Source organism: Streptomyces sp. AA4, from assembly GCF_000158875.1.
Lineage (GTDB): Bacteria > Actinomycetota > Actinomycetes > Mycobacteriales > Pseudonocardiaceae > Amycolatopsis.
Genome location: NZ_GG657746.1, coordinates 4,225,682 through 4,251,616, shown reverse-complemented (window position 1 = coordinate 4,251,616; position 25,935 = coordinate 4,225,682). Strand labels below are relative to the sequence as shown.

The following is a 25,935-nucleotide window of genomic DNA, read 5'->3' as shown; positions in this document are numbered from 1 at the left end:
ATAGCAGAAATAATCGATGATCCGCGTCAGCTCTGGACGAAGAAGTGCCAGCCGACCCACCACCAGGCCAGCACGAGCGCGATCCGGGTCGACCGTTTGCGCATCAGCGCGGAAAGCACGCTGGTCAGCGGCGGGATCTTCTTCGGGAACAGGTGGCTGCCCAGCCACAGCAGGAGCGCGGCGGCCACGATCGCGCCGAAGCCGATTTCGGTGATCAGCCTGCTGCTCACGCTGTTCTCCTCGCGTCGGCGGCCGCGCGGAGCATCGCGAGCCCGGCGGCGACCCAGACGCCGAGCGCGAGAGCCTGCACGACGCGGTTGTCGAGCATCGGGTCGACGAGGTCGCTCATCGTCGGATGCGTCAGCGAGAGCCCGCCCGCGGCTTGTTCGTAGACGAAGGAGACGAGTTCCCAGAGGCACCAGGAGATCGCCAGCGCGACCCAGAGCCAGCCGCGCCGCGGGGCCGGGTGCGCCGGGAGCGAGGGGTCCCGCCATTCCACGACCAGCGCGCCGACGCCGATCGCGGTGACAGTCAAGAACATCGGCACGGTTTGGCGGCCGAACACCAGCGCTACGAGGGCGACGGCGGCGATCAGGGAGGTGCCGGGCAGGCGGGCGGCGGGGAGGAGGTCGTCCGCGGGAGCGGGGTGGCGTTCGGTGAAGAGCAGCAGGACGGCGGCGGCGAAGAAGATCACGCCGTCGGCGGGGGCGCCGCGGATCCAGTGGGCGAGGGAGGCGATGAGGAGCGCGGCGATCGGGAGGTCGACGGCCGGTCGGGACGCCGGGAAGTCCGTCGCGTGCCGTTCGGGTGTTGCCATGCGACGCACCCCATTCCGTACTCGTCCTGCTTGGAGGACAACACGAAAGGGGGCGATTGGCTTCCCGGACGGGCGATCTTTTCGCTCGGTCAGCCCCTTCGGGCTTCCGCGGAGCGGACGGGAGGTTCGGCGGGGACGCCGTGCAGCACCGTCGCGAGGATTTCCGTCCCGCGCACGACGCGGGGGCCGGGGCGGTTGAAGTACGACGGGCCGTCTAGGAGCCAGACCCGGTCGTTGCGCACCGCGGGCAGGTCGGCCCAGCCGGGCAGCGAGGTGAGGACGTCGAGTTCCCTTTCCGTCCGGTCCGGGGAGAAACCGCACGGGAGGACGAGCAGGATGTCCGGGCGCGCTGCGGCCACGGCGTCCCACGTCATCGGTTTCGTGTGTTCGCCCGGTTCCGCCAGCAGCGGGGTGCCGCCCGCGGCGGAGATCTGTTCGGGCACCCAGTGTCCGGCTGGCCAAAGCGGGTCGAGCCATTCCAGCGCGACCACTCGCGGCCGGGGGAGGCCGGCGACTCGGCGGCGGACCGCGGCGAGCCGGGACCGGAGTTCGGCGACTCGGGCGGCGGCGAAGTCCGGGACTTCCAGGACGTCGCCGAGGGTGACCAGGCAGTCGAGGACCTCGTCCAGGGTGCGCGGTTCCAGGCTGAGCACCCGAGGTCCGGCGTCGAGCATCCGCACCGCCGCCGCGACGCGGGTGTAGGACACCGCGCAGACCTCGCACAGGTCTTGCGTGAGCACCAGGTCGGGCGCGAGGGCCGCCAGCTGGCCGACGTCGACTGAATAGAGCGACGAACCCTGGTGGGACGAGCCGACGGCAGTGGAGATTTCGCGGCTGGTCAGGATGTCGGAGTCGAGGTCCGCGGCCGTCACGACCGGCACCGACGCGATTTCGTCCGGCCAGTCGCATTCGTGGGTGCGGCCGACGAGGTCGCTCGCCTTGCCGAGGATGGCGACGAGGTCGGTGGCGGCGGGCAGCAGGGAGACGATCCGCATCTCCCCACGGTAGGTCAGGCTGCCTCGTGCAGCGCCTGCAGCAGCGACGACGCTCGATGGTCGACGTCCTCGGCCTGGAGTTCGTTCGTCACGAAGGAGAACGACAGACCCCGGCTCGGCCACGCGCCGTGGCGGCCGCCGCCGGCGCCGGAGTGGCCGAAGGCGGCGGGGTCGGCTTCGGCGGGGCCGTAGGTGCCGATCGGATCCGCCAGCTCGAAGCCCAGGCCGAAGCGCAGCGGGCGGTCGTTGATCGCGTCGATGCCTTCGGACCACGTGCGGGTCGCCTGGGCGAGGACGTCGTCCGGCACGAGTTTGCCTGCGCGCAGCAGGTCGTAGAGGCGGGCCATCGCGGTCGCGGTGCCGACGGCGCCGCCCGCGGCCAGCGTTGCGCCGCGGTACTCGGGCGAGTTCATCGAGTCGCCCGAATCGAGCAGGCCGCGGTACATCCGTTCGACGATCCGGCGGCGTTCCTCGTCCTGGAGGAACGTGCTGATCCGGTATCCGGGCGCGCGCCGCAGGAACGCGACCGGGACGGTCGGCGGGGTGCCGAGCCGCAGGTCGAGGCCGTGCGGCTCGGCGAGCAGATCCCGGATCAGGGCGCCCAGGTCCGCTCCGGTCACGCGCCGGGCCAGTTCGGTGGCGAGGTAGCCGTAGGTGAGCGCGTGGTACGCGACCTTCGTCCCGGGAGTCCACAATGGACGTTGGACGGCGAGGGCCGTGGCGTTCGCCGCGTTGTCCAGCATCGGCAGGTCCGGCTCGACGTAGGGCAGGCCGACGGTGTGCGAGAGGACCTGCGAGACCGGCACGTCCTCCTTGCCCGCGGCGGCGAACTCCGGCCAGTAGCGGGCGACGCGTTCGGCCGGGTCGAGTTTTCCCTGCGCGGTCAGCATCGCCAGCACGGTCGCGACCACGCCCTTGGTTCCGCTGAACAAGACGGCACGGGTGTCCTCGGTCCACGGCACGCCGTCCGCTGCCGAACCGCCCCACAGTTCCACTACCGGGGCGCCGTCGCGGAACACGCTGAACGCGGCCCCGCCGGTGGTCGCCGCAACGATGTCACCGAACGCGTCCCGCACGCTCTCGTAACCGGGCGTTACCGCACCGTGGACAGTCATCCGGCTCCTCACAGCCTCGGTGTCGTAGCGAGAAGTTCGCTGGTGTACTCGTGCGACGGGGAGTTCAGCACCGCCTCGACGGTGCCTTCCTCGACGATCTCGCCGCCGCGCAGGACCGCGATCCGGTCCGCCACCTCCGGGGCGAGTGCGATGTTGTGCGTCACGAACAGCATCGCCATGCCGAGTTCCCGGCGCAGTTCGCCGAGCAGTTCCACGATGGTGGCCTGCACGGAGACGTCCAGGGCGGAGGTGACCTCGTCGCACACCAGGACATCCGGAGTGGTGACGAGTGCGCGGGCGATCGCGGCTCGTTGCCGTTCGCCGCCGCTGAGCTGGTCCGGCAATCGGTTCGCGAGGTCTTGGCGCAGGCGGACCCGGTCCAGGGTCTCGGCGACGCGCTTGCGCCGCTCGGCGCGGGAGAGGGAAGTCAAGCGCACCAACGGAACCTCGATCGACTGCGCGATCGTTTTGCGTGGGTTCAGCGACGAGAACGGGCTCTGGAAGACGTACTGGATTCGGCGCAGCTCGTCGGTGCTGCGCTGCCGGGCCGCTGGAGCGAGCGGGGTGCCTTCGAGCGCGACGGTGCCGGTGAAACTGCGGTTCAGGCCCGCGATGCACTGCGACAGCGTCGTTTTCCCGGAACCGGACTCGCCGAGCAGCATCACGCTTTCCCCGCGCGTCACGGCCAGATCGATGCCGCGCAACACTTTCTGCTGCCCGTAGGACACCTTGATGTCGCGCGCAGCCAGCACCGCGTCGTCCGGCGGGGGAGCTGCGGCGGGCTCCGCGCCGAGGTCGGGCACCGCAGCGAGGAGTCGCTTCGTGTACGCGTGCTTCGGCCGCCGCAGCACCTCGTCAGCCTCGCCGCATTCGACCAGATCTCCCTGGTACATCACGGCGACCCGGTCCGCGAGCTGAGCCACCACGGCGAGGTCGTGCGTGATGTAGAGCGCCGCGACGCCGTGCTCGGACGTCAGCTGCCGCACCGTTTCCAGCACCAGTGCCTGGGTTTTCACGTCGAGGCCGGTGGTCGGCTCGTCCAGCACCACGACGCTCGGGCGGCAAGCGAAAGCCATCGCGATCCCGACCCGCTGCTGCTGCCCGCCGGACAGCTGATGCGGGTATCGCCGCTGGTATGCCTCGTTGGACGGCAAGCCCACTTCGGCGAGGACCTCGGCCACCCGCTCGTCGACCGATCCGGAGTAGCCGTGCGTTTCCAGCACCTCAGCGATCTGCCGACCGATCCGCAACGCGGGGTTGAGCGACAGCGCCGGGTCCTGCGGGATGTACGCGACCGCGCTTCCCCGAAGCTGGCGGCGCGCGGCGTCGTCGAGCGTCAGGACGTCGACCGGTTCGCCGTCGCGCGGGTGCAGCAGCACCTGGCCGCCTCCGGACACGAGCCCCCGCCGGAAATGGCCGAGCGCGGCCAATCCGGCGGTCGTCTTGCCGGAACCGGATTCGCCGACGAGCGCGAGCACTTCGCCGGGCGCGATCTCGTAGGACACCGAATGCAGCACCGGACGGCCCGCCGTCGTGCGCACGGCCAGCCCGGTCACCTCCAGCGCAGCAGTCATGCGCGCACCTCCCGGGTCCGCCCGGCCGCGGCCGAGGCGAGCGAATCGGCCACGAGGTTCGTGCCGACGGCCAGCACCGCGATCGCCGCCACCGGGAGCAGCACGCCCCACGGCTGCACGACGAGCGCGATCCGGTTCTCGTTGATCATCAGGCCCCAGTCCGCCGCCGGCGGCTGGATGCCGAGCCCGAGGAACGACAGCGAGGCGATGTAGCCGATCGAATAGGTCAGCCGCAGCCCCAGTTCCACCATCAGCGGACCGGTGATGTTCGGCAGGATCTCGCGCAGCAGGATCCGGCTGCGCGGCACGGCGTACATCTCGGCGGCGCGGATGTAGTCGTGGTTGCGCACCGATATCGTGGCCTGCCGGGCGACCCGCGCGGTCCGCGGCGCGTGCGTCAGCCCGATGACGAGCACCAGCAGCCAGCCCTTCGGGCCGATCACCGCGATCGCCAGCAACGCGATGACCAGCTGCGGGAACGACAGCAGGACGTCGTTGCCGCGCATCAGCAGACCGTCGAGCCAGCCGCCGCCGTACCCGGCGATCATGCCGAGCAGCGCGCCGAGCACGATGCCGAGCGCGGTGGCGAGCACCGCGTACAGCAGCAGCGTGGTGCCGCCCGCCAAGAACCGCGTGAGGACGTCGCGGCCGAGCCCGTCGGTGCCCATCAGCCCGTCCGGTTTGAACGGCTTTCCGGCGAAGTCCGTCGTGGTGTGCCCGGTGAGCACCGGCCCGAGCCACGGGCCGAGCAGCGCCACGAGAATCACGACTCCGGCCAGTACGGCGCCGACCTTGGCCTGCGGGAACGCCCAGGCGGTGCGGATCAGCCCGGCCGCGCGCGGCGGCGTCTCCGGGACGGCGGGCACCACCTGTTCCTCTTCGACCGCGGTCATCGCACTGCCTCCGTCCGGAGCTTGGGATCGGCGAGAATGCCGATCACGTCGGCCAGCAGGTTCACCACGATGTAGACCGCGGCGATCAGCAGCGTCACCGCCTGGACGACGGCGACGTCGCGTTTGCCGACCGCGTCGATGAGCGACTGGCCGATGCCCGGGTAACGGAACAGGAATTCGACCACCACGACGCCGCCGGCCAGCCACGCGAGCTGGATCGCGACGACCTGCGCGACCGGGCCGACCGCGTGCGGCAAGGCGTGCCGCAGCAGGATCGTCCGCTCGCGCATGCCCTTGAGCCGAGCCATTTCCACGTATCCGGAGTCGAGGACTTCGCTCATCGTCGCGCGCATCATCCGCGTGATGTACGGCGTCACGACGAGCACGAGCGTGAGCACCGGCAGGACGAGCTGGCTCGGTTGCGCCCAGACCGCCTCGCCCGGCGGCGTGAGTGTGACCGACGGCAGGACGCGGAACACCGTCGTCGCGAAGAGGACGATGAGCGCCACGCCGATCACGAACTCCGGCAGCGCGGCGATTACCAGACTGACGCCGGAGACGACCTGGTCGCTGGCGCGGCCGCGGCGCATCGCGGTCCACGTGCCGAGCGCGAGCCCGAGCGGGGTGGCGATCACCGCGGCGAGCACGAGCAGCACGAGCGAGGCCGACACCCGGTCCGCCAGCAGCGTCGTGACCGGGCCCTGGGTCGAGGTCGAGGTGCCGAGGTCGCCGGTGAACAGGCCGCCCAGCCACGAGAGGTAGCGCTGCCAGACCGGTTCGTCGAGGTGCAGCTGGTGCTGCAGCGCGGCGATCCGCTCCGGAGTCGCCTGCTGGCCGAGGATGGCCCGGGCCGGGTCGCCCGGCAGCAGCAGCGTCGCGACGAACACCAGCAGCGTGACCAGCCACAGCACCACGAGGCTCACGAGCAGCCGTTTGAGGATCAGCCGGGTCATGCCGCGCCTCCTTCCGCCGTGCCGAGCCAGACCTGCCGGAACTGGTAGCCCGACAGCGAGATCCCGGTCCGGTCCGGGACGAATCCGGCCACATAGGACTGGTAGGCGTCGACCTGGTCGACGAACCCCCAGACGATCAGCCCGCCTCGTTCGTACTCGATCTGCTGCGCCCGGTGCAGCAGCTCCGTGCGCGCTTTCGGGTCCACTGTGGCGCTCGCCCGCGTGACGAGATCGGTGAATTCCGGGTCGTTCCAATGGGTTTCGTTGTACGGCGCTTTCGGCAGCGCTCCGGCGGCGACCTGCGGCAGGTAGTTGCGCGTGTACCAGAAGTCCTGCGCGAAATCCCAGGACAGGTAGTTCTCGCCGTAGAACGTGGTGGTGTCGAGCTTCCGGATCCGCACGTTCACGCCGGCCGCCTTGGCCTGCTGCTGGAACACCTGCGCGGCCTCGACCGCGCCGGCCTGGATCGGCGCGGTGACCAGTTCGATGTCGAGATTCGGCTTGCCCGCTTCGGCGAGCAGCCGTTTGGCTTCGGCGATGTTCTGCTTCCGCTGCGGCAATTGCCGGTTGTACGCCGGGTCGAAGGGCGCGTAGAGGTCATTGCCGACCCGGCCCTGGCCGCTGAGCACCTGGTTGATCATCTGCTCGCGGTCGACCACCAGGCGCAGGGCCTGCCGCACCCGGACGTCGTCGAACGGCGGCCGGTCGACCCGCATGGTGAACGGCAGCCAGGTCCCGGTTTCCGACCGCAGCACCCGGATGCGCGGATCGCTGCGGAGCACGTCCACGAGCGCGACCGGGACCTGGTCGATCGCGTCCACTTGGGACGAAAGCAGGGCGTTGATCCGGGCGTCGTCGTCGGCGAAGTTGATGAGCGACAACCGGTCCAGGTACGGCTCGCCCGGACGCCAGTAGTGCTCGTTGCGGACGAAGGTGCTCTGCAGCCCGGCGGTGAACGTTTCGGCTTTGAACGGTCCGGTGCCGATCGGCCGCTTGACGTCGAAATCGTGCGGGACGATGCCGAGGCTGTACTGCCCGAGCAGGTCGTCGAAGCCGGAATTCGGGGAGGCGAGCCGGAATTCGACGGTCCGGTCGCCGGTCGCGACGACCTCGCCGAGCATGGTCAGCCCGGCCGCGCCGCTCTTCGGGTTCTTCGGGTCGGTGATCCGGCGGAAGGTCGCGACGACGTCGGCCGGGGTCACCGGGCGGCCGTCGTGGAATTTGACGCCCGGCCGCAGCACGGCGGTCCAGGTGCGCGCGTCCGGCGAGGACCTCAGAGATTCGGCCACCAGCATCTGGAGCCGGTAGTCGTGATCGCGCAGCAGCAGCGGTTCGTAGAGGTTGAGCACCCGGGCGATGTCCGGGTTCGTGGCGGGGACGTGCGGGTCGAGCGTGTCCGACGCGCCTCCGCCGGTGACTCCGACGCGGAGGGTGCCGCCTCGTTTGGGCGGCCCGGAGGGCACGGCCGCGGCGACGGTGGAGCCGCAGGCGGCCAGCAGGGGAGCGGCACCGGCGAGCGCGGCGCCGGCGAGCGCGGTCGTGAGGAATCGGCGGCGGGATACGTGGGTCGGTTTACATCGGGCTTCCATGGGTGACTTTCGAGCGGGTGAACGGCGGTCCCGGCGCGAACCGGGAGCGCCGCTCACGAGGGGGAGGGGAGGGGATCAGGCGATGGCACGTCCCGCGTAGTCCGGGACCGGGGCGAGACGCGTGTCGAGCGCGGCGGCGATTTCGGCGGGGAACGGCGTCGCGCGGCCCCCGGAAACGTGCAGGCACAACAACTCTTCGGTCGCGACGAGCTCGCCGCCGACCCGCATTTCGTGACACAGCCGCACCTTTTTCGCGCCGACTGACAGCACGGAGGTGGTCACCTCGAGTTCGGCGTCCGCGCCGACCTCGCGCAGGTACCGGACGTGAGCCTCCACCGTGTACAGCGACGCCCCGGTTCTCTCGCGGTAGCCGGGGCCGAGGCCGACGATGTCCATCAGGGCGGTGGTCGCGTCGCCGAAGACGAGCACGTAGTAGGGCTCGGAGAGATGGCCGTTGTAGTCGATCCACTCCGGACGGACCCGGTCGCGGTACTCAGCCACGGCGGGCCTGCCCGACCGCGCGCTGGATCGCGATGACCGCCCGGTCGCGTTCGGCGATGAGGTCGGCGATGGTCCGCCCGTCCGCCTCGTCGTCGCATCCGGCGACCACGGCGTCGCGGAGTTCCTTGGTGAGCTCCGGGGCTTCGAGCCGAGTCCACGGCGATTTCAGCGACGGTCCGAAGTGGTCGAGCATGTGCGCCATGCCGCCCTCGCCGCCGGCCAGGTGGAAGGTCAGCATCGGGCCTTGGATCGGCCAGCGCAGCCCCGGGCCGTCGGTGATCGCGAGGTCGATCTGCTCGACCGTCGCCTCGCCGTTCGCGACCATGTGCAGGGCTTCGCGCCACAGCGCTTCCTGCAGCCGGTTCGCGATAAACCCGGGGACCTCGCGGTCCATCGTGATCACGGACTTGCCGACGCGCCGGTAGAACGCGGCGGCCCGCTCGACCGCCCACGGCGCGCTGAGCTTCCCGCCCGCGACCTCGACCAGCGGGATCAGGTACGGCGGGTTGAACGGATGCCCGACCACGAGCCGTTCCGGCGTCTTCGCGGCGACCTGCATTTCGGTCATGCCGTAGCCCGAGGTGGACGAGGCGATCACGACGTCCGGCGCGGTGACGGCGTCGATGTCGGCGAGCAGTTTTTGCTTGAGCGCCAAGTCTTCCGGCGCGCTTTCCTGCACGAAGCCCGCGCCGTCGACGGCCTCCGCGAGCGTCGCGGTGACAGTGAGGCGGTCGCGGCTCGCGCCCGGCTTCAGGCCCAGTTCGGTGAGGGCGGGCCAGGCCGCGTTGACGAGCCTTTCGAGCTTCTCCGCGGCATCCGGGGCGGGGTCCCAGGCCCGGACGTCGAAGCCCTGGGCGAGGAAATGCGCGACCCAGCCGCCGCCGATGACCCCGGCTCCGACGCACGCGACAGTGTCCACAGTGGTCTCAGGCATGCACGCGCTCCTTCAGGCCCAGGATTTCGCGCGCCCGGTCCGGGGTGGCGATGTCCGCGCCGAGCTTCTGCACGATGTCGACCGCGCGTTCGACGAGCTGGCCGTTGGTGGCCTTGACCCCGCGCGCCAGGTAGAGGTTGTCCTCCAGCCCGACCCGGACGTGCCCGCCCAGCAGCACCGACTGCGCGACCCACGGCATCTGGTCGCGGCCGATGGCGAACGACGCCCACTGCGCGCCTTCCGGCAGGAGGTGCACCATCGCCTGCAGCAGCCCGGGGTCCGGCGGGGCGCCGTACGGGATGCCCATGCAGAGCTGGAACAGCGGCGGAGGGTCGATCAGGCCTTCCTCGACCATCTTCGTGGCGAACCAGAGGTTGCCGGTGTCGAAGATCTCCAGCTCCGGCTTCACGCCCAGCTCCTGGATGCGCTTCGCGCCGGTGCGCAGCATGTCCGGAGTGGACACATAGAGCTGGTTGCCCTCGCCGAAGTTCAGCGAACCGCAGTCGAGCGTGCAGATGTCCGGCAGCAGTTCTTCGACGTGCGGGAGCCGGTCGTGCGCGTTGACCAGGTCGGTGCCGTCGACCGGCTTGAGCGGGTCCTCGGCGTCGATGACGAGGTCGCCGCCCATGCCCGCGGTGAGGTTGACGACGACGTCCACCCCGGACTCCTTGACCAGCCGCACCGCCTCGCGGTACAGGGCCACCTCCCGCGACGGCGCGCCGGTTTCGGGTTCGCGCACGTGGATGTGCACCACGGCCGCGCCGGCGTTGGCGGCCTCGACGGCGCTCTCGGCGATCTGCGCCGGGCTGACCGGGACGTGCGGGCTCCGGCGGGTGGTGTCCCCCGCGCCGGTGAGCGCGCAGGTGACGATGACCTCGTGGTTCATCAGGCTCCTTGGACGATCGAGCGGTCGATGAAGTCGTGCAGGTGCGCGCGCATCGCGCCCACCGTGCTGCCGGGGCGCCCGGTCAGCACCTGGATGCCGAGGCCGTCGATCAGCGCGGTGAGCTGGGCGGTGGCGGCCTCGGGGTCGGCCAGGCGGAACACGCCCTGCTCCTGGCCGGTGCGGATGGTCATGAGGATGGTCTGGTACCAGCGGTCGTAGGAGTCGGTGTAGAGCGAACGCAGCCGCGGGTCGAGCGCGACCTCGTTCCAGACCTGCAGCCACACCGACCATTCGGCGCGCAGCAGGCCCTCGGTCGGCAGCTGCAGTTCGACGAGCTTGAGCAGCCGGTCGTGCGCGCCGGGCACCGCGTGCAGCTCGGCGACCTGCCGGTCGAAGGCGAGCTTCACGTTGCGCCGCAACGCTTCGTCGAGGACTTCGGTTTTGGTGGGGAAATGGTAGTGGATGGCCGCGGTGCTGGTGCCGCACGCTTGCGCGATGTCGGCGATGCGGACCCGGTGGTAGCCGCGTTCGGCGATGAGCTGCCAGGCGGTTTCGAGGATCCGCCTTCGTGGTTCGGAGTGGGCGAGGTCGTCGGGATCGCTTGCCGTGCCGGCCGCGGGGGCCGGGACGGCGGTGACGGTTTTGGCGTCATCGCTGCCGTTGAGCAGCCAGTTCACCGTGACGCCGGAGTATTCGGCTACGCGGACCAGCTCGTGCGGGGAGAAGCGGCGGGCGCCGTTGAGGGCTTTGGAGAGTTTGGTTTGGTCCAGGCCGATGGCGGCGGCGAATTCGCGTTGGGGGACGGGCATGGAGCGGATCAGCTGGCGGACCCGTTCTCGCAGCTGTTCCGATTCGTCCATGGGCGGAGACGGTAGTTGCGGGTTGCGAAAATCGCAATAGTTGCGGGCGGTGGGTGGGTAACGGTGTCCCAGAGTCGTTGTGTGGCAGGGAGTTGCGATCTTGGGTTGACTGGTTGATCAGTCGGCTCGTCGCCCTGGCGGGCGACCTCGCGCTTCCCTGGGTTGCGTGGGGCACCCCGAATTTTCATTGTGCTGACGGGCGGCTTCGTATCGGGGTTGGGGGAGGGGCTGGGTGCCTCGCTCGTTGGATGCAACGGTGCGGTTCGCGGTTCGTGGCGGGGTCCACTCGGCGGGACGGCGGCGTCTGGGTGCATTGGATGATAGGAATGGCCGGTGACCGAACCGAACTTGATCGACGCCGCCGCGGACGAGGCTGTCACGCTTACCAGCGAGCTGATCCGCATCGACACCACCAATACCGGCGACCCCGAGACCCTCGTGGGCGAGCGGGTCGCGGCCGAGTACGTCGCGGAGAAGCTGACCGACGCCGGGTACGAGATCACTTACGTCGAGTCCGGCGGCAAGGACCGGCACAACGTTCTCGTGCGGCTTCCGGGGGCCGACCCGGCTCGGGGGGCGTTGCTGATCCACGGGCATCTCGACGTGGTGCCCGCCGATCCGGCCGAGTGGTCGGTGCACCCGTTCTCCGGCGCGGTCCAGGACGGGTACGTGTGGGGGCGCGGCGCGGTCGACATGAAGGACATGGTCGGCATGACGCTGGCCCTGGCCCGGCACTACAAGATCAACAATATCGTGCCTCCGCGCGATCTGGTGTTCCTCTTCGTCGCCGACGAGGAGGCGGGCGGCAAGTTCGGGGCGCAGTGGCTCGTCGAGAACCGGCCCGAGTTGTTCGAGGGGGTCACCGAGGCGATCAGCGAGGTCGGGGGCTTCTCGATCACGTTGAAGGACAACGTCCGCGCGTACGTGATCGAGACGGCCGAGAAGGGCATCCGCTGGATGAAGCTGCGGGTTCGCGGCACCGCGGGCCACGGGTCGATGATCCATCGCGACAACGCGGTCACGAAGCTGTCCGAGGCGGTCGCGAAGCTCGGGCAGCATCAGTTCCCGTTGGTGCTGACGGATTCCGTGCGCGAATTCCTCGCGGGGGTCACCGAGATCACCGGCTGGGACTTCCCCGAGGACGACCTCGAGGGCGCGGTCGCCAAGCTGGGCAACATCTCCCGGATGATCGGCGCGACGCTGCGCGACACCGCGAACCCGACGATGCTCACCGCGGGGTACAAGTCGAACGTGATTCCTTCGGTGGCCGAGGCGGCGGTCGACTGCCGGATCCTGCCGGGCCGGATCGAGGCGTTCGACCGCGAGCTGGACGAGCTGCTCGGGCCGGACATCGAGAAGGAATGGATGGAGCTGCCGCCGGTCGAGACGACGTTCGACGGTGCGCTCGTCGACGCCATGACCGCCGCGGTGCTCGCCGAGGACCCGGGCGCGCGCACGCTGCCGTACATGCTGTCCGGCGGCACCGACGCGAAGTCCTTCCAGCAGCTCGGCATCCGCAACTTCGGCTTCGCGCCGCTCAAACTGCCCGCCGACCTCGACTTCTCCGGCCTCTTCCACGGCGTGGACGAGCGGGTCCCGGTCGAGGCGCTGAAGTTCGGCGTCCGCGTGCTGGACCGGTTCCTCCGTTCGTCCTGATGCCCGAGTTCCGGCTCGCCGACGGCACGCCCCTGCACCTCGTGCGCAGGGGCGACCCGGCGGCGGCCGTGACCGTCGTGCTGCTGCACGGCTACGCGCTCGACCAGCGCAGCTGGGGCCGGATCGCCCCGGTGCTGCCGGACGCGGTGGAGCATCCGCTCGCGGTGGTCAGCTACGACCACCGCGGGCACGGCGAGTCCGGCCGGGCCGCGCGCGGCACCGCGACGATGGGGCAGCTCGCCGACGACCTCGCCGAGGTGATCGAGCGCGAGGTCCCGGACGGCCGGGTCGTGCTCGTCGGCCACGACATGGGCGGGCTCGCGGTCATGTCGCTCACCCAGCGGCATCCGGAGCTGTTCGCCGCGCGCGTCGGCGGGCTGGTGCTGCTGTCGACGTCGTCCGGGCGGTTGGCCACCGAGGCGTCCGCGGCCTGGCCCAACGCGCTCGGCAAGGTCGCGCAGGACCTGGAAATGGTGCTGGGCGCGAAGCTCTACGGCGTGTTCCGCGAGCACACCAGCCGCGCGGTGAGCGCCGGGTTGCGCTGGTGGCTGTTCGGCGACGATCCCGATCCGGACCTGGTCGAGCTGACCGTGAAAATGATCCGCGGCAACTGGCCGCACACCGTCGCGCAGTTCCGGCCCGCGCTCGACGCGTACGCGCGGGAAGCGGCGTTGTCGCTGGCCGGCGACCTGCCGGTGACGGCGATCGTGGGGGAGCGGGACCGGATCGTCGCGCCCGCCGACGTCGAGCAGTTCGTGAGCGGGCTGGCCCAGGGGTACGCCGTGGTGCTGCCCGGGGTCGGGCACGTCGTGCCGCTGGAGGCCGCGGCGCAGGTCGTCCCGCGGATCGCCTCGGTGGTGCACGAGGTCTACCGACAACAAAACCTGTCTTGACAGCCTGAGTAGTCAGCCGCGACGATGGGACGCATGTTTCCCGTTGCGGTGATCGAGGACGCGGCCGCGGCCGAGGTGTCGCTGGATCCGGTCCGGGCCTGGCTGCTGGCCGAACTGGCCCAGCCGGCCTCGGCGACGATGCTGGCCGCCCGCGTCGACCTGCCCCGGCAGAAGGTCAACTACCACCTGCGCGCGCTGGAGAAGCACGGCCTGGTGGAGCTGGTCGAGGAGCGGCGCAAGGGCAACGTCACGGAGCGGATGATGCGGGCGACCGCGGCGTCGTACGTGATTTCGCCGTCCGCGCTCGCGGCCGTGCAGCCCGATCCGGCTCAGTCGCCGGACCGGCTGTCCGCGCGCTGGCTGCTGGCGGTCGCCGGACGGTTGGTGCGCGACGTCGGAATCCTGATCACCGGTGCGGCGAAAGCGAAAAAGCGCGTCGCGACCTTCGCGCTCGACGGCGAGGTCCGGTTCGCGTCGGCGGCCGACCGGGCGGCGTTCGCGGAGGAACTGGCGACGGCCGTGACCGCGCTGGTCGGGAAGTACCACGACGAGAAAGCCGAGAACGGCCGCGCGCACCGGGTGGTGCTGGCGGTGCACCCGAGCGTGCCGATGGGGGAGGAAAACGAGGATGGGTAAGGAATTCCGGGAGATCGACGTCGCCGAGGTCCCGGTCGAGCCGGAGGAGGTCTGGGCCGCGATCGCGACCGGGCCGGGCATCGACTCGTGGTTCATGGGCCGCAACGAGGTCGAAGGCGGGGTCGGCGGAGCGGTGCGCGGCGCGTTCGCCGCGTACGAGCCGACGCACGCGATCACCGCGTGGGACCCGCCGAACCGCCTGGCCTACGGCGGCGAACCGGAGCCGGACGGACGGCGGATCGCCTACGAATTCCTCGTCGAGGGCCGCGACGGCGGCAGCTCGGTGATCCGCTGCGTGACGAGCGGTTTCCTGCCCGGCGACGACTGGGCGGACGAGTTCGAGGCCATGCAGGCGGGCGGCGCGCTGTTCTTCCGCAACCTGGTGGAGTTCGTGCAGCACTTCCCGGGCCGCACGGCTGCGCCGGTGACCGCGTTCGGCCCGGCGCCCGTCACGGACTGGCCTGCGTTGTGGGCCGCGCTGGCGAAGGAAGTCGGTGTCGAGCAGTTGAGTATCGGCGCGAAGGTCCGGCTGGCCGGGGCGGACGGCGTGGTGTACGCGGTGAACGACCAGACCGTCGGGATCCGTACTGAGGACGGGCTTTTCTGCTTCATGCAGGGCTTCCACGGTCCGCTGGTGGCGACGCACCACATCGTGGCGCCGGACGTCGAGGTGGCGGCGGAGGAAGCCAAGTGGGCGGGGTGGATGGCCGCGCTCGGCTGAACCTTGTCGAAAACGGGGGCGGCCTGTTCGTCATCCGGTCGAGAGTGTTCTTCGACCAGGAGGAGAGACCGTGCAGTACGCGATGCTGATCTGCGGCGACGACCGCGAATGGGCCGCCTTGTCCCCGGCGGACGAGGAGGACGCGATGAAGCGGATCTACGCGTGGTTCGACCGCTGGCAGCCGATCGGGAAGGTCGGGAACGGCTTCGAGCTGCAGCCGCGGGAGACGGCGAAGACGGTGCGGGCCGGGGCGAACGGGAAACCGGTGGTCACCGACGGGCCGTATGTGGAGCTGAAGGAGATCGTGGGTTCGGTGATCCTGCTGGAGTGCGCCGATCTGGACGAGGCGGTCGAGGTCGCGGCGAGCTGGCCGCTGGGGCCGGGCGTGAGCGCCGTGGAGGTCCGGCCGGTGATGAGCCGCGAAGAAGGGTGAGTAGCCGGTCGCCTGGAGTGCCATGATTTCCGGATGACGGCGAGAAAGCCCCTCCCGGCAACGCATTCCCCGCAGGAGCCGAGCCCTTTCGCGGTGCTGCTCCGGGCCGGGGCGAGCTGGCTCGGCGTGCTGGTGCTCGGCGCCGGTGCCGGGATGGCGCTGGTGAGTGCTGCTTGGGGCGTCGGCGCGGTCGTGGTCATCGCGGTTGCGTCCGGGGCGGGCGCGGTGACGTTCCGGTTCAGCGGGCGGACCTGGCTGCTGGTGCTGACCGTCGCCTTCGCCATCCTGTACGGGGTCGCGGTCGCGATGACCTGCGTCGGCTATGTCTCAGTGCACGGCGAGCGCTACACCGCGACCGCGCTTTCCTCCGAATGCCACGATGCCCGGTCCGGTACCGCGTGCACCGCGCGATTCGCCCGCCCGGACGGCACGCTGCTGGACGAGGACGTGTCCGTCGCCTCGAAGATCGTCCCGGGCACGGCCGTCGATCTGGTGGAAGACCGAGCGGGCATCGTGGAAACCCTTGCCGCGGCGGACGCGGATGCGGACGCACTGCCGTTCGACGTGCTGTTCGTCATGGCCTGCGCGGTCGGGCTGGCGGTGCTGTTCGGGCTGGCCGGGCGGTTGCGCGTCCGGTACCCGGACCGGCCCGGCAGACACCGCAGACGCCGGTGAGCGAGCCGATCACTCGCCCGCGTAGCTGCTGAAGGTCCAGACCTGGCCCTCGGGATCGGCGCACGAGTATTCGCGGACTCCGGCCGGGGAATCGTGCACCGGGTTGAGGATCCGCGCGCCGGCGGCCTCGGCGCGGGCTTGGTGGGCGTCGAGCGCGTCGTCCGGCACCCAGACGCACAACGCGTGGCTGGTGCCGCCCAGCGCGAGCGGGCTGTGCATGCCGTACCGGTCGACCTCGTGGTCGCGGCTGAGGAAGAGCAGGCTCGAGCCCGCCCGGAGCTGGGCGTGCTCGACGCCGTTCCCTCCGTCCGCCACGAAATGCGACTCGAACCCGAAGGCCGCGGCGAGGAATTCGATCGCGGCTTTCGGATCGGCGTACTTGAGGTTGGGGAACACGGTTTGCGGCGGCGGAGCGTCGGCCATGCGGGCAGGCTACTCCGCGAACTCCGCCACGCGACGCGTCATCAGCTCGCGCTCGGCCGGGTTCGTGGCCAGCTCTAGCGCGCGTTCCGCCGAAGCCACCGCCTCGCCGGGCCGGTCGAGCGCGGCGAGCAGATCCGCGCGGGCGGCGTGCCAGAGGTGATAGCCGGAAAGCTGGCCCTCGAGAGCGTCGACCTCGTCGAGCGCCAGGGCCGGGCCGACGGCGTACCGGGTGGCCACCGCCCGGTTCAGCAGCACCACCGGCGACGGGTCCACTGTGTACAGACGGTCGTACATCGCCCGCACGCCGGCCCAGTCGGTGTCCGAGAAACTGCTTGCGACCGCGTTCATCCCGGCAATGCCGGCCCGGGTTTGATACGGCCCGGGCCGGCCGAGCCGCACCGCCTCGCGCAACCGCCGCAGCGCGCGGTGAATCGCCGGGCGGTCCCACAACCGTCGATCCTGCTGTTGCAGCAGCACGATCCGGCCCTGCGCGTCGAACCGTGCGGCGACGCGCGCCTGCTGCAACTCCAGCAACGCGGCGAGCCCGGCGACTTCCGGTTCGTGCGGCAGCAACTCCGCGAGCTGCCGGGCCAGTTCGACACCCTCGCGCGCCAATTCCTGCCGCTGTGCCGAATCTCCGCTGGCGAGATAACCCTCGTTGAAGACCAAGTACAGGACCGCGAGCACGGCGGGCAGCCGATCGGAGTACTCGTGCGGCTGCGGCGGTTCGAAGCCGATGCCGCGTTCCCGCAGCAGCCGCTTGGCTCGCGAAAGCCGTTGTGCCATCGTCGGCACCGGAACCAGAAACGCGGCGGCGATTTCGACGGTGGTGAACCCGCCTGCGGCATACAGCGTGAGCGCGACCTGCGCCGGTTCCGGCACATCCGGGTGGCAGCAAGCGAAAATCATCGCCAGCCGATCGTCGACCCCAGGTTCAGGCGGTGTCTCGGAAGCCGCCCGAGCGGCTTTCTCCCGGCCGACGGCGTCCCGGCGGAGCCGGTCGACGGCCTTGCGCCAGCCGGTCGTGACCAGCCATCCGGTGGGGCTGGCCGGCACGCCCTCGCCGGGCCAGCGCTTGAGCGCTTCGGCGACGGCCTCCGACAGCGCTTCCTCGGCCCGGTCGAAGTCGCCGAGCCGGCGGCTGAGCGCGCCCAGCATGCTCGCGGCATCGCTGCGCCAGATCCGCTCGGTCAGCTCGGCAACGTCGTTCACCACGCCATCCTGGTCCAGCCGCGGGCATGCCGCAGCAAGGCGTACAGCTTCAGCTCGTCCGCCTCGTCAAGCAGGTCAGGTGGCGAGCCCGGTCGAATGGTCGGCCGCCGTGCGCTTGCGGCGCAGCCAGATGCGCCGGGTGCCGTCGGCGTACAGCCGGACCGTGCGCAGTTCCCAGCCCGCGAACTCCGCGTGGATGGAGAGCTGGATCATCGCCGCGCGCCGGGACACCGCCGGGGGCAGGCGCAGGCGGCGATACTCCCAATCCCCTTCGACCACCGCCTCGTCGACTGTCGTCATGGCTGGATCACCTGGGTCCCTTCTCCGGCGGCCGAGCCGACGAACACGCGGCCGCTCTGGTCGTCGACGCCCACCGTGTCCGGCTGGCGCACGGTCGGGAATCGGTACTTCTCGACGGGCTCTCCGCCGCGGACGTCGTAGCCGACGACCTCGTTGCGGGCGGTCAGGGTGACCCACGCCAGGCTGCGCTTCGCGTCGTAGGCGAGGCCGTACGGGCTGCCCGGCACCGGGTAGCGCTGGCGGAGAATCAGCGGATTGGTCGAGAACGCGAGCAGCGCGCCCGCGCGGGTGTCGGTGACCAGCACGCGGCCGTACGAGTCGGCGACCGCGTTGGCCGCGCCGTCGCCCGCGCGCAGGCCTTCGTCCATCGTCCCGCCCTGCACGTCCACGCTGAACACAGCGGTGCGCAGCCGGTCGAGGACCACGACGCCGTTTCCGGTGTTGACCACGTCGTCGGCGCTGTAGAGCTGGCCGGTGATCGTCTTCGCGACCGAGCCGTTCGCCAGGACCTCGACGGCCTTGCGGTCGCGGACGGCGACGAGGGTGTCCGGGCCGTCGGCGACCCCGGCGGCGGGCTGCCCGGCGACCTTCTCGGCGGTCAGCTGCCCGCTCGGCAGCGCCACGCGCGCGAGCACGCCCTTGTCCGGGATCCCGGCGAGCGCCTGGCCCGCGGACACGCTGAGCGATTCCGCCGGACCGGGCAGCAGGACGGTCTTCTTCGGCGCACCGAGCGAGGCCAGATCGTAAAGCCGCAGCTCAGCCGGTTGCTTGAGGGCGACGACAAGCGTGTGGCTCTGCTGGTCGGCAGCGATCGCGGACACCACCGGCATCGGCAGCACCTGCCCGGCGGGAGGCGCCGCGCGGGCGGGGGAGACGGCCGGTTTGGCGGCGGTCGGATTGGCCACGACCTGCAGGTTGTCCTTCGGCTGCTCCGAGGACGAGCAGGCGGACAGCGCGAGCGCACCGGCCAGCGGGATCGCGATCCGCGAGGCGGCGGTGAGCCGACGCACCTTGAAACCTCCAGCCAAGCTCCGGCGAGCGGGTCCCTCCAGCATCCTCCAGGATCGCCTGACCGTCACGCCCGTGTCACCGACCCGACACCTGCGGCTCATCGGGTGCCCCGTTCCGGATAGCCGAATTCGACGCCGCTGACGTCGTCCAGCGCGCTGCGGATGGCGGGCGGCAGCGTGAGGTCCTCGGCGGCGAGCGACCCGGTGAGCTGGCCGGTGTCGCGCGCGCCGACGACCGGCGCGGCCACTCCGGGCCGGTCCCGGACCCAGGCCAGCGCCACCGCGAGCGGCGACGTGCCGAGACCCTCGGCGGCGGTCACGACCGCCTGCACGATCCGCGCGGCGCGTTCGGTGCGGTGGTGCTCGACGTATCCGGCGTACTCGGCGGACGCGCCGCGCGAATCCGCGGGCGTGCCGGTGCGGTACTTCCCGGTGAGGACGCCGCGGCCGAGCGGAGCCCACGGCAGGAGGCCGATCCCGTGGTGCGCCGCGGCCGGGACGACCTCGCGTTCGATGCCGCGTTCCAGCAACGAGTATTCGAACTGCCCGGACACGATCGGCGTCGTGGCGAGAGAAGCGGCGGTGGCGAGCTGCCAGCCCGCGTAGTTGGAGACGCCGACGTAACGGACCTTGCCGCTCGTCACCGCGTAGTCGAGCGCGGACAGCGTCTCCTCGATCGGCACGCACTCGTCCCACGCGTGCAGCTGCCACAGATCGATGTGGTCGGTGCGAAGGCGGCGCAGCGACCCGTCGAGCGCGGACAGCAGCGCACCGCGCGAAGCGCCGCCGCCGAACGGGCCGTCGGTGCGCCGGGCGACCGTCTTGGTGGCCAGCACGACGTCCTCGCGCGGCACCAGGTCCGACAGCAGTTCGCCGAGCATCCGCTCGGCCTCGCCGCCGGCGTAGAGGTCGGCGGTGTCCACGAGGGTGCCGCCCGCGTCGACGAACGCGACCAGCTGGCTGGCCGCCTCGTCCGGATCGGTGTCGCCGCCCCACGTCATGGTGCCGAGGGCCATCCGCGATATCCGCAGTCCCGACCGGCCGAGCTGTCGCTTTTCCACGACCGCCGAGCCTAGTGGGCGCAGCCCCCTGGACCGGACGAAGGTGACCTCGTGTCGCACCGGCGCCCTCGCGGGAGTTCTCAGGAACCACCCGATAGGTTCCCGATCGTGCGAATCGGACTGCGCCCCGAGCGGGCGGGCGAACCGGCGGGAGCGGCCTGATGGGATGGTTCGAGGCCCTGGTCCTGGGGCTGGTGCAGGGGCTCACGGAGTTCCTGCCGATCTCCTCGAGCGCGCACGTGCGGATCGTCGCGGCGCTGGCGGGCTGGGGCGATCCGGGCGCGGCGTTCACCGCGGTGACCCAGATCGGCACCGAGCTGGCGGTGATCCTCTACTTCGGACCGAAGATCGGCCGGATCCTGCGCGCCTGGTTCTTTTCCCTGTACCGCCCGGACTGGCGGCGCGACCCGGACGCTCGGCTGGGCTGGCTGATCATCGTCGGCTCGCTGCCGATCGTCGTGCTCGGCCTGCTGCTGCAGGACGAGATCGACCGGGCGTTCCGCGATCTGCGGATCACCGCGACGACGCTGATCGTGTTCGGCCTGATCCTGCTGTTCGCCGACCGGACCGCGAAGCAGCAGCGGACGCTCGACCACCTGAACGTGCCGCACGGCCTGGCCTACGGCTTCGCGCAGGCGCTCGCGCTGATCCCGGGCGTTTCGCGCTCGGGCGGCACGACGAGCGCCGGCCTGCTCATGGGTTACACCCGCTCGGAAGCCGCGGAGTACTCGTTCCTGCTCGCGGTGCCCGCGGTGTTCGGCTCGGGGCTGTACAAGCTGACCGACATCGGCAAGAACGGCGAGAACGCGCAGTGGGGGCCGACGATCCTGGCCACGCTGGTCGCCTTCGGCGTCGGCTACCTGGTGATCGCGTGGCTCATGGCCTACATCAAGAAGCGCAGCTTCGTGCCGTTCGTGATCTACCGCGTGGTGCTCGGCGTGGTGCTGTTCGGCCTGGTCTTCGGCGGCGTGCTCGACCCGAACGCGGGACCCGCGGGCGGCTGAACCGGCGGATCACCGGTTAGGGTGGCGTCGTGAGTACGGTCATCTTGCTCCGGCACGGGAAGTCCACCGCCAACGGTTCGGGCGTCCTGGCCGGGCGCACCCCGAAGGTCGGGCTGGACGACACCGGCCGGGCCCAGGCCGACGCGCTCGTCGAGCGGTTCGCCGGGGTGCCGGTCGCCGGGCTGGTGGTGTCGCCGATGCTGCGCTGCAAGCAGACCGTCGCGCCGCTGGCCGCCGCGCAGGGGCTGACGAAGGTCGTCGAACCCCGGCTGTCCGAAGTGGACTACGGGGAGTGGACCGGCCGGGAGCTCAAGAACCTGGTGAAGGAACCGCTGTGGCGCGTCGTGCAGGCGCATCCGTCGGCGGCGGTCTTCCCGGGCGGGGAAGGGCTCGCCGAGATGCAGGCGCGCGCGGTGGCCGCGATCCGCGCGCACGACGCCCGGATCACCGCCGAGCACGGCGACCACGCGGTGTGGGTCGTGTGCAGCCACGGCGACGTGATCAAGTCGATCCTGGCCGACGCGCTGGGCCAGCATCTGGACGCGTTCCAGCGGATCGTCGTCGACCCGGCCGCGGTGTCGGTCGTGCGCTACACCGAAACGCGGCCGTTCGTGCTCCGGGTGAACGAGCACGGCGGCGACCTGGCCGGGATCGTGCCGCCGCCGCCGAAGAAACGCGGCCGGGGCAAGAAGGCTTCGAGCGACGCCGTCGTGGGCGGAAGCACGGGCCGCTGACGATCGACAGTCCTTCCGTCGGATGCCCGACCCCGTAGGGTGGGCGGAACCACGCGGAGAACCCTGTGGAGAACCAGGAGCGCAAACCCGAATGATTTCCCCGGACAACCCGTTCGCCGTCCCCAGCGACCTGCCGTACGAGCTGCCGCCGTTCGACCGGATCGCCGACGAGCACTACCGGCCCGCCTTCGAAGCCGGCCTCGCCGAGCACGCCGCCGACGTGGAGCGGATCGCCGACGACCCGGCCGAGCCGACCTTCGAGAACACGATCGCGGCGCTCGAGCGGGCCGGCGCGCTGCTGACCCGGGTGTCCGGCACGTTCTTCAACATCTCGGGCTCGAACGCGACCGACGAGATCCAGGAGATCCAGGCCGAGCTGGCCCCGAAGCTGGCCGCGCACGCCGACGCGATCCACCTGAACCCCCGGCTGTTCGCCCGCATCGACGCGCTGTACCGCAAGCGCGCGGAGCTGGGCCTGAACCCGGAGGAACTGCGGCTGCTGGAGCGCCGGTACACCGACTTCAGCCGCGCGGGCGCCGGGCTGCCCGAGGAGGACCAGGCGAAGCTGCGCGCGCTGAACGAGCAGCTTTCGACGCTGCAGACCCGTTTTTCGCAGAACCTGCTGCGGGACACCAACGATCTCGCGGTCGTGCTCGACGACGCCGCGGAACTGGCCGGGCTGGGCGAAAGCGCGATCGCGGCGGCGGCGCAGACGGCGGCCGAGCGCGGTCTCGAAGGCAAGTACGTGCTGACCCTGACGCTGCCCACCGCGCAGGCGGCCGTGGCGTCGCTGGAAAACCGCGCGGTGCGCGAGCGCGTCTTCACCGCTTCGGTCTCGCGCGGCAACCGCGGAAACGCCTACGACAACAACGCGATCGTCGAGGAGATCACCCGGCTGCGCGCCGAGCGGGCCGCGCTGCTGGGCTACCCGAACCACGCGGCGTACGTGATCGCGGACGAGACGGCCAAGACCGTCGAGGCGGCCGGCGGGCTGCTGGAGCGGCTCGCTCCGGTGGCGGTCGCGAACGCGCGCACCGAGGCCGCGGAACTGCAGAAGCTGCTGGAAGCCGACGTGCCGGGCGCGACGCTGCAGCCGTGGGACTGGGCCTTCTACGCCTCGAAGGTGGAGCGCGAGCGGTTCCAGCTGGACACCGCGGCGCTGCGGCCGTACTTCGAGCTGGACCGGGTGCTGCACGACGGCGTGTTCACGGCCGCGAACCGGTTGTACGGCTTGACTTTCACCGAACGGCACGACCTGCCGAAGTACCACCCGCAGGTGCGGATCTTCGAGGTCTTCGACGCCGACGGCAGCGGGCTCGGCCTGTTCCTGATGGACTACTACACCCGCGATTCCAAGCGCGGCGGCGCGTGGATGAACAACTTCGTGGACCAGTCGCGGCTGCTCGGGCGGCGCACGGTCGTGGTCAACGTGCTGAACGTGACCAAGCCGCGCGAGGGGGAGCCGACCCTGCTCTCGCTCGACGAGGTGCGCACCGCGTTCCACGAGTTCGGGCACGCGCTGCACTCGCTGCTGTCCTCGGTCGAGTTCCCGACGTTCACCGGCACCAACGTGCCGCGCGACTTCGTCGAGTACCCGTCGCAGGTCAACGAGATGTGGATGCTGTGGCCGGAAATCCTGGCCAACTACGCCAAGCACCACGAGACGGGGGAGCCGCTTCCCGCCGGGCAGGTCGAGCTGCTGGAGGCCGCGCAGCAGTACGGGGAGGGCTTCCGCACGACCGAGTACCTCGCCGCGGCGCTGCTCGACCTCGCGTGGCACCGCCTCGGCCCGGACGACCGGGTGGAGGACGTGCAGCGGTTCGAGGCCGAGGCGCTGGAAAAGGCGGGCGTGGCACTGGAAAGCGTCCCGCCGCGCTACCGGACGACGTACTTCAACCACGTCTTCTCCGGCGGCTACAGCGCCGGGTACTACTCCTACATCTGGAGCGAGGTGCTCGACGCGGACACCGTCGAGTGGTTCACCGAGAACGGCGGACTCAAGCGGGAGAACGGCGACCACTTCCGGTCCACCCTGCTGGGCCGCGGCGGCAGCGTCGACCCGATGGAGGCGTTCGCGACCTTCCGCGGCCGCGCGCCGGAGATCGAGCCGCTGCTGAAGCGCCGGGGGCTCGCGGGCGCGTAACGTGAGTGTATAACGACCTATACGGCGGGGCTGGGGCGACCGGCCCCGCCGTATTGCGTCTACCGATCGCGATGTTCGACAGCTGCAGCGCGAGCAGGACCGCGAACGCGACCATCGTGACGACGACGGCCAGCACCGCGCCGAGCACGGTAACGCAGCTCCCGGCGACGATGCGCAGAACAGCGGCCATGGTCGCCTCGGCGCGGTCGCGGCCGAACGGCGAGACGCCTTCGACGGCGTGGTAGAGCGTCGCGCCGAGGGAGAACAGGTCGCTGACCGCGCCGTTTCCGCGGCCTTCCAGCCGTTCCGGCGCGACGCCGAGAGTTTCATCGCGGGCACGCCACACGCGGCCGAAACCACGCGACCCGAGTTCGGTGCTCAGCCGGTAGCGGCCGCCGAGCAGCGCGTCCGGGCGTCCCTCGGCCAGGCCCACAGTCCTTTGTGCTCGCGGTTGTCGGCTTTGCCAGCGCAGAGAACTCCGATGCGTCCCGGAGCCGATCCGTCGATCCGCCTGGAGCGTGCCGCTGACCTGCGCGGAAGCGCTTCTTCGTCGGATCGGCTGAATCCGGGGCCCGACTGTCGGTGGATCCGACGAAGCCGAGGAGGGGGTGCATGACCGCACAATGCGGCGTCGCCGAATCAAGGAGGATCCGACGGTGAGCATTCCGAGTTCCGCCCCGGTCGTGCGGCGGACCGAACGGACCACGTTGGCGCTGCTGGTCGGCGTCTTCATCATCGACTACATCGACCGGGTCATGATCGCGGTCGCGCTGCCGCTGATCGGCGCGGAGTTCGGGCTGTCGAAAACCACGCAGGGACTGGTCGTTTCCGCGTTCGCGATCGCCTATCTGGTCGGGCAGATGCCCGGCGGCCTGCTCGCGGACCGGGTGGGCGCGCGGCCGTTGCTGGTGATTTCGCTGGTGGCCTGGTCGGTGTTCACCGCCGCCACCGGGTTCGCGCCCGGGCTGGTCGTGCTGCTGGTGCTGCGCGCGGCGTTCGGGTTCGCGCAGGCGTTGTTCCCCGGAGCGGCGTTCAAGGCGCTGGCCGAGCGCACCACGCAGGAAGGCCGCAGCCGCGGCGCCGGGCTGCTGCTCGCGTCGAACTCGGTCGGGGCCGGGCTCGGGCCGCTGCTGGTCGCGCCGCTCGTGGTCGCCGCGGGCTGGCGGCACACGTTCTGGATCGTCGCGGTGGCCGGGCTGGTCGTCGGGCTGGCGTTGTGGCGGCTGCTGCCCGCGGCGCTGCCGCGCGAGCTGACCGAACCCGAGGCGCGGGTCGCCCCGGTGAAGGTGCCGGTGTCGCAGGTGCTGCGGAACCGGCTGGTGATCCGCTGCGCGGCGATGTTCGCCTGCTTCAACATGCTGGCCTACGGGATGATCACCTGGGTCCCGTCGTACCTGGTCGAGACCAAGGGGCTGTCGCTGGTCGCGGCGGGGATCTCGGCGGCGATCCCGCAGCTGGTCAGCGCGGCGGCGGTGCTGCTCGGCGGCTGGCTGATGAGCCGGTACTTCGACCAGCGGCCGCGCTGGCTCGTGGTGCCCGCGCTCGTCGCCGCGGCCGGGGTGCTCGTCGCGATGCTGCTGTCGGATTCGGCGACCGGGTTCACCGTGCTGCAGACGCTCGCGATGTTCATCAGCGGGCTCGCGTCGATCGGCATCGTCGGCCTGCCGCTGCGGGTGCTGCCGCGCGATCTGGTCGGCGCGGGGATGGGCCTGGTGAACACCGGCGGCCAGCTCGCCGGCGTGCTCGCGCCGCTGGTGATGGGCTGGCTCGCGGACCGGTTCGGGTTCGCCGCGGCGTTCGGCTTCCTGGCGGTGTCGACGCTCGCCGCGGCGGCGATTTCGCTGACCACGCGGTCGACGAAGCTCTCGCTCGGCGCGCCGGCCGCGGCGAAGCAGCAGGTGGGCTGACCCACTGGGG

At 70.9% G+C, this 25,935-nt stretch carries 27 protein-coding genes; 10 read left to right on the top strand and 17 right to left on the bottom strand.

Going from position 1 to position 25,935, the window contains the following annotated elements; translation table 11 throughout:
* Positions 1-26 precede the first annotated feature (26 nt).
* From SSMG_RS19530 to SSMG_RS19475, 12 genes are all read right to left on the bottom strand, one after another.
* Positions 27-230 carry a DUF6186 family protein gene (locus tag SSMG_RS19530; protein ID WP_009078722.1) on the bottom strand — a complete coding sequence of 68 codons (204 nt, stop codon included), beginning with the start codon at positions 228-230 and terminating at the stop codon, positions 27-29.
* Positions 227-817 carry a hypothetical protein gene (locus tag SSMG_RS19525; RefSeq protein WP_009078721.1) on the bottom strand — a complete coding sequence of 197 codons (591 nt, stop codon included), beginning with the start codon at positions 815-817 and terminating at the stop codon, positions 227-229. Before SSMG_RS19525 ends, SSMG_RS19530 begins: the two co-directional genes overlap by 4 nt.
* 89 nt (positions 818-906) lie before the next feature.
* A complete protein-coding gene (locus SSMG_RS19520) occupies positions 907-1,812 on the bottom strand; it encodes a cobalamin-binding protein (protein ID WP_009078719.1) in 906 nt (301 codons plus the stop codon).
* Positions 1,813-1,826: 14 nt separating this feature from the next.
* The gene (locus SSMG_RS19515) at positions 1,827-2,927 is read right to left on the bottom strand and encodes a serine hydrolase domain-containing protein (RefSeq protein WP_009078717.1); all 1,101 of its coding nucleotides are present in this window, start codon (positions 2,925-2,927) and stop codon (positions 1,827-1,829) included.
* An 8-nt stretch (positions 2,928-2,935) separates the two neighbouring features.
* Positions 2,936-4,501 carry an ABC transporter ATP-binding protein gene (locus SSMG_RS19510; protein WP_009078715.1) on the bottom strand — a complete coding sequence of 522 codons (1,566 nt, stop codon included), beginning with the start codon at positions 4,499-4,501 and terminating at the stop codon, positions 2,936-2,938.
* Positions 4,498-5,394, bottom strand: a complete 897-nt coding sequence (locus SSMG_RS19505) for an ABC transporter permease (RefSeq protein WP_009078714.1) — start codon at positions 5,392-5,394, stop codon at positions 4,498-4,500. The genes SSMG_RS19510 and SSMG_RS19505 overlap by 4 nt, the downstream gene beginning before the upstream one ends.
* Complete coding sequence (locus SSMG_RS19500) at positions 5,391-6,347, bottom strand: ABC transporter permease (RefSeq protein ID WP_009078713.1); 957 nt, start codon at positions 6,345-6,347, stop codon at positions 5,391-5,393. The genes SSMG_RS19505 and SSMG_RS19500 overlap by 4 nt, the downstream gene beginning before the upstream one ends.
* Positions 6,344-7,936 carry an ABC transporter substrate-binding protein gene (locus tag SSMG_RS19495; protein ID WP_009078711.1) on the bottom strand — a complete coding sequence of 531 codons (1,593 nt, stop codon included), beginning with the start codon at positions 7,934-7,936 and terminating at the stop codon, positions 6,344-6,346. Before SSMG_RS19495 ends, SSMG_RS19500 begins: the two co-directional genes overlap by 4 nt.
* Positions 7,937-8,011: 75 nt before the next feature.
* Positions 8,012-8,437 carry a thioesterase family protein gene (locus SSMG_RS19490; protein ID WP_009078709.1) on the bottom strand — a complete coding sequence of 142 codons (426 nt, stop codon included), beginning with the start codon at positions 8,435-8,437 and terminating at the stop codon, positions 8,012-8,014.
* Positions 8,430-9,371, bottom strand: a complete 942-nt coding sequence (locus SSMG_RS19485; RefSeq protein WP_009078707.1) for a 3-hydroxyacyl-CoA dehydrogenase NAD-binding domain-containing protein — start codon at positions 9,369-9,371, stop codon at positions 8,430-8,432. The genes SSMG_RS19490 and SSMG_RS19485 overlap by 8 nt, the downstream gene beginning before the upstream one ends.
* Positions 9,364-10,257 (bottom strand): 3-keto-5-aminohexanoate cleavage protein, encoded by an 894-nt coding sequence (locus tag SSMG_RS19480; RefSeq protein WP_009078706.1) that lies wholly within the window; start codon positions 10,255-10,257, stop codon positions 9,364-9,366. The genes SSMG_RS19485 and SSMG_RS19480 overlap by 8 nt, the downstream gene beginning before the upstream one ends.
* A complete protein-coding gene (locus SSMG_RS19475) occupies positions 10,257-11,117 on the bottom strand; it encodes a TetR/AcrR family transcriptional regulator (RefSeq protein ID WP_009078704.1) in 861 nt (286 codons plus the stop codon). The genes SSMG_RS19480 and SSMG_RS19475 overlap by 1 nt, the downstream gene beginning before the upstream one ends.
* A gap of 333 nt (positions 11,118-11,450) precedes the next feature.
* On the opposite strand from SSMG_RS19475, the gene SSMG_RS19470 reads away from it, so the two are divergent.
* The 6 genes from SSMG_RS19470 (at position 11,451) to SSMG_RS19445 (ending at position 16,131) form a co-directional block, all read left to right on the top strand.
* Complete coding sequence (locus SSMG_RS19470) at positions 11,451-12,773, top strand: M20/M25/M40 family metallo-hydrolase (RefSeq protein ID WP_009078702.1); 1,323 nt, start codon at positions 11,451-11,453, stop codon at positions 12,771-12,773.
* Positions 12,773-13,666: an alpha/beta fold hydrolase gene (locus tag SSMG_RS19465; protein WP_009078700.1), complete on the top strand. Its 894-nt coding sequence runs from the start codon at positions 12,773-12,775 to the stop codon at positions 13,664-13,666. Before SSMG_RS19470 ends, SSMG_RS19465 begins: the two co-directional genes overlap by 1 nt.
* Positions 13,667-13,699: 33 nt before the next feature.
* The gene (locus SSMG_RS19460) at positions 13,700-14,302 is read left to right on the top strand and encodes a helix-turn-helix domain-containing protein (RefSeq protein WP_037714232.1); all 603 of its coding nucleotides are present in this window, start codon (positions 13,700-13,702) and stop codon (positions 14,300-14,302) included.
* Positions 14,295-15,023 carry a hypothetical protein gene (locus SSMG_RS19455; protein WP_009078696.1) on the top strand — a complete coding sequence of 243 codons (729 nt, stop codon included), beginning with the start codon at positions 14,295-14,297 and terminating at the stop codon, positions 15,021-15,023. The genes SSMG_RS19460 and SSMG_RS19455 overlap by 8 nt, the downstream gene beginning before the upstream one ends.
* A 70-nt stretch (positions 15,024-15,093) precedes the next feature.
* Positions 15,094-15,456 carry a YciI family protein gene (locus tag SSMG_RS19450; protein WP_009078694.1) on the top strand — a complete coding sequence of 121 codons (363 nt, stop codon included), beginning with the start codon at positions 15,094-15,096 and terminating at the stop codon, positions 15,454-15,456.
* A 33-nt stretch (positions 15,457-15,489) separates the two neighbouring features.
* Positions 15,490-16,131, top strand: a complete 642-nt coding sequence (locus SSMG_RS19445; protein ID WP_009078692.1) for a hypothetical protein — start codon at positions 15,490-15,492, stop codon at positions 16,129-16,131.
* A gap of 9 nt (positions 16,132-16,140) precedes the next feature.
* Here the strand turns inward: SSMG_RS19445 and SSMG_RS19440 are convergent, their stop codons facing one another.
* From SSMG_RS19440 to SSMG_RS19420, 5 genes are all read right to left on the bottom strand, one after another.
* On the bottom strand, positions 16,141-16,554 hold the full coding sequence (locus SSMG_RS19440) for a VOC family protein (RefSeq protein WP_009078691.1): 414 nt from the start codon (positions 16,552-16,554) through the stop codon (positions 16,141-16,143).
* A gap of 9 nt (positions 16,555-16,563) precedes the next feature.
* Positions 16,564-17,766, bottom strand: a complete 1,203-nt coding sequence (locus SSMG_RS19435; protein WP_037714226.1) for an RNA polymerase sigma factor — start codon at positions 17,764-17,766, stop codon at positions 16,564-16,566.
* Between the two features lie 75 nt (positions 17,767-17,841).
* A complete protein-coding gene (locus SSMG_RS19430) occupies positions 17,842-18,066 on the bottom strand; it encodes a DUF5703 family protein (protein ID WP_009078687.1) in 225 nt (74 codons plus the stop codon).
* Complete coding sequence (locus tag SSMG_RS19425) at positions 18,063-19,076, bottom strand: YncE family protein (protein WP_037714224.1); 1,014 nt, start codon at positions 19,074-19,076, stop codon at positions 18,063-18,065. The genes SSMG_RS19430 and SSMG_RS19425 overlap by 4 nt, the downstream gene beginning before the upstream one ends.
* Before the next feature lie 98 nt (positions 19,077-19,174).
* Positions 19,175-20,137: an aldo/keto reductase gene (locus SSMG_RS19420; protein ID WP_037714223.1), complete on the bottom strand. Its 963-nt coding sequence runs from the start codon at positions 20,135-20,137 to the stop codon at positions 19,175-19,177.
* Positions 20,138-20,298: 161 nt separating this feature from the next.
* On the opposite strand from SSMG_RS19420, the gene SSMG_RS19415 reads away from it, so the two are divergent.
* The 4 genes from SSMG_RS19415 (at position 20,299) to SSMG_RS19400 (ending at position 25,925) form a co-directional block, all read left to right on the top strand.
* On the top strand, positions 20,299-21,141 hold the full coding sequence (locus SSMG_RS19415) for an undecaprenyl-diphosphate phosphatase (protein ID WP_009078682.1): 843 nt from the start codon (positions 20,299-20,301) through the stop codon (positions 21,139-21,141).
* 29 nt (positions 21,142-21,170) lie between these two features.
* Positions 21,171-21,875: a histidine phosphatase family protein gene (locus tag SSMG_RS19410; RefSeq protein ID WP_009078681.1), complete on the top strand. Its 705-nt coding sequence runs from the start codon at positions 21,171-21,173 to the stop codon at positions 21,873-21,875.
* Positions 21,876-21,966: 91 nt separating this feature from the next.
* Positions 21,967-24,018, top strand: coding sequence for a M3 family metallopeptidase (locus SSMG_RS19405; protein WP_009078680.1), 2,052 nt, complete (start codon positions 21,967-21,969; stop codon positions 24,016-24,018).
* 656 nt (positions 24,019-24,674) lie between these two features.
* The gene (locus SSMG_RS19400) at positions 24,675-25,925 is read left to right on the top strand and encodes an MFS transporter (protein ID WP_037717528.1); all 1,251 of its coding nucleotides are present in this window, start codon (positions 24,675-24,677) and stop codon (positions 25,923-25,925) included.
* Positions 25,926-25,935: the final 10 nt, after the last annotated feature.